Below are 915 nucleotides of genomic sequence, written 5' to 3'. Positions count from 1 at the left end.
AAGGAAATCTTTGTCCGAAACAATTCACAAAAAATTTAGCACATTCCTTCAGAAAAGGGGAGAGGGCTTTCTGAAAGAATGTGCAAAAAAATGGGCGTTTTGTGCTGAAATAAAATGATAATTTACAGTCAATTCATCCGATTGACACCCCCGAATCATATGATATTATCCCTCTAGTGTAGACAGTTGGGAAAATGCCCATACTGTCAGTAAAAACACTGGAGGGATTTGTTTATGTTCGAGACCAAGCAAACACCGAAAGGGAAGACCACTTATTCCGTGGAGTTTAAATGGAGGGCTGTCCAGATGTACATCGAAGAAGGATGGGGATATAAGCGGATATGCCAAGAGTTAGGGATTCCCTGCACGAAAACGATCAGACTTTGGGTAAAACGTTACCATGAACATGGTCTAAAAGGGCTCGAAGAACGGCGCGGGACATCCAAGTCTCCATTCAAGGGAAGGCCTCGAAAAAAAGAGTGCAGTTTAGAGGAAGAGAATCGAAGACTGAAAGCAGAGAATGATTATTTAAAAAAGTTACGAGAGCTGGCAAGGAGGTGAAACCGAAAGAGTGGTTCTCGATCATTCAGGAGTTATCCAACACCTATCCGATTGCCTGGCTATGCCAACTGGCCGGTGTGTCAAGAAGTGGATACTATCGATGGATGAACCGGCAGGGAATCGTCACAGAGAAGCAAAAGGAAAATGAACAAATCAAACAAATGATCCTCGAATGCCATCAAAAGGTCAATGGGATCTATGGATACTACCGCGTGAAGGCATGGATAAAACGAAATTATGGGAAGACCGTGAATCATAAGCGAGTGTACCGACTGATGAAAGAGTTGGGGGTTCAGGCCAAAATCCGTCGAAAAAAGCCGAAGTATAAAGCGGGAAAGGAGAATATCGTAGCGT

General features: G+C 43.4%; 2 protein-coding genes. Both read left to right on the top strand.

The genetic code is table 11. The annotated features are described in order from the left end of the window. Positions 1-234: 234 nt before the first annotated feature. The gene (locus ETC02_RS16715; protein ID WP_011229672.1) at positions 235-561 is read left to right on the top strand and encodes a transposase; all 327 of its coding nucleotides are present in this window, start codon (positions 235-237) and stop codon (positions 559-561) included. Continuing rightward, positions 558-915: IS3 family transposase (locus ETC02_RS18495; RefSeq protein ID WP_171698455.1), on the top strand; the 358-nt coding region annotated here is incomplete at its 3' end. The genes ETC02_RS16715 and ETC02_RS18495, both read left to right, overlap by 4 nt.

Source organism: Geobacillus sp. DSP4a, from assembly GCF_013096875.1.
GTDB lineage: Bacteria > Bacillota > Bacilli > Bacillales > Anoxybacillaceae > Geobacillus > Geobacillus thermophilus.
This window is presented reverse-complemented; position numbering and strand designations above follow the sequence as displayed.

Coding starts and splice junctions, on each gene's coding strand:
- ETC02_RS16715 (WP_011229672.1), top strand. CDS start 235: ATGTTCGAGACCAAGCAAACACCGAAAGGGAAGACCACTTATTCCGTG.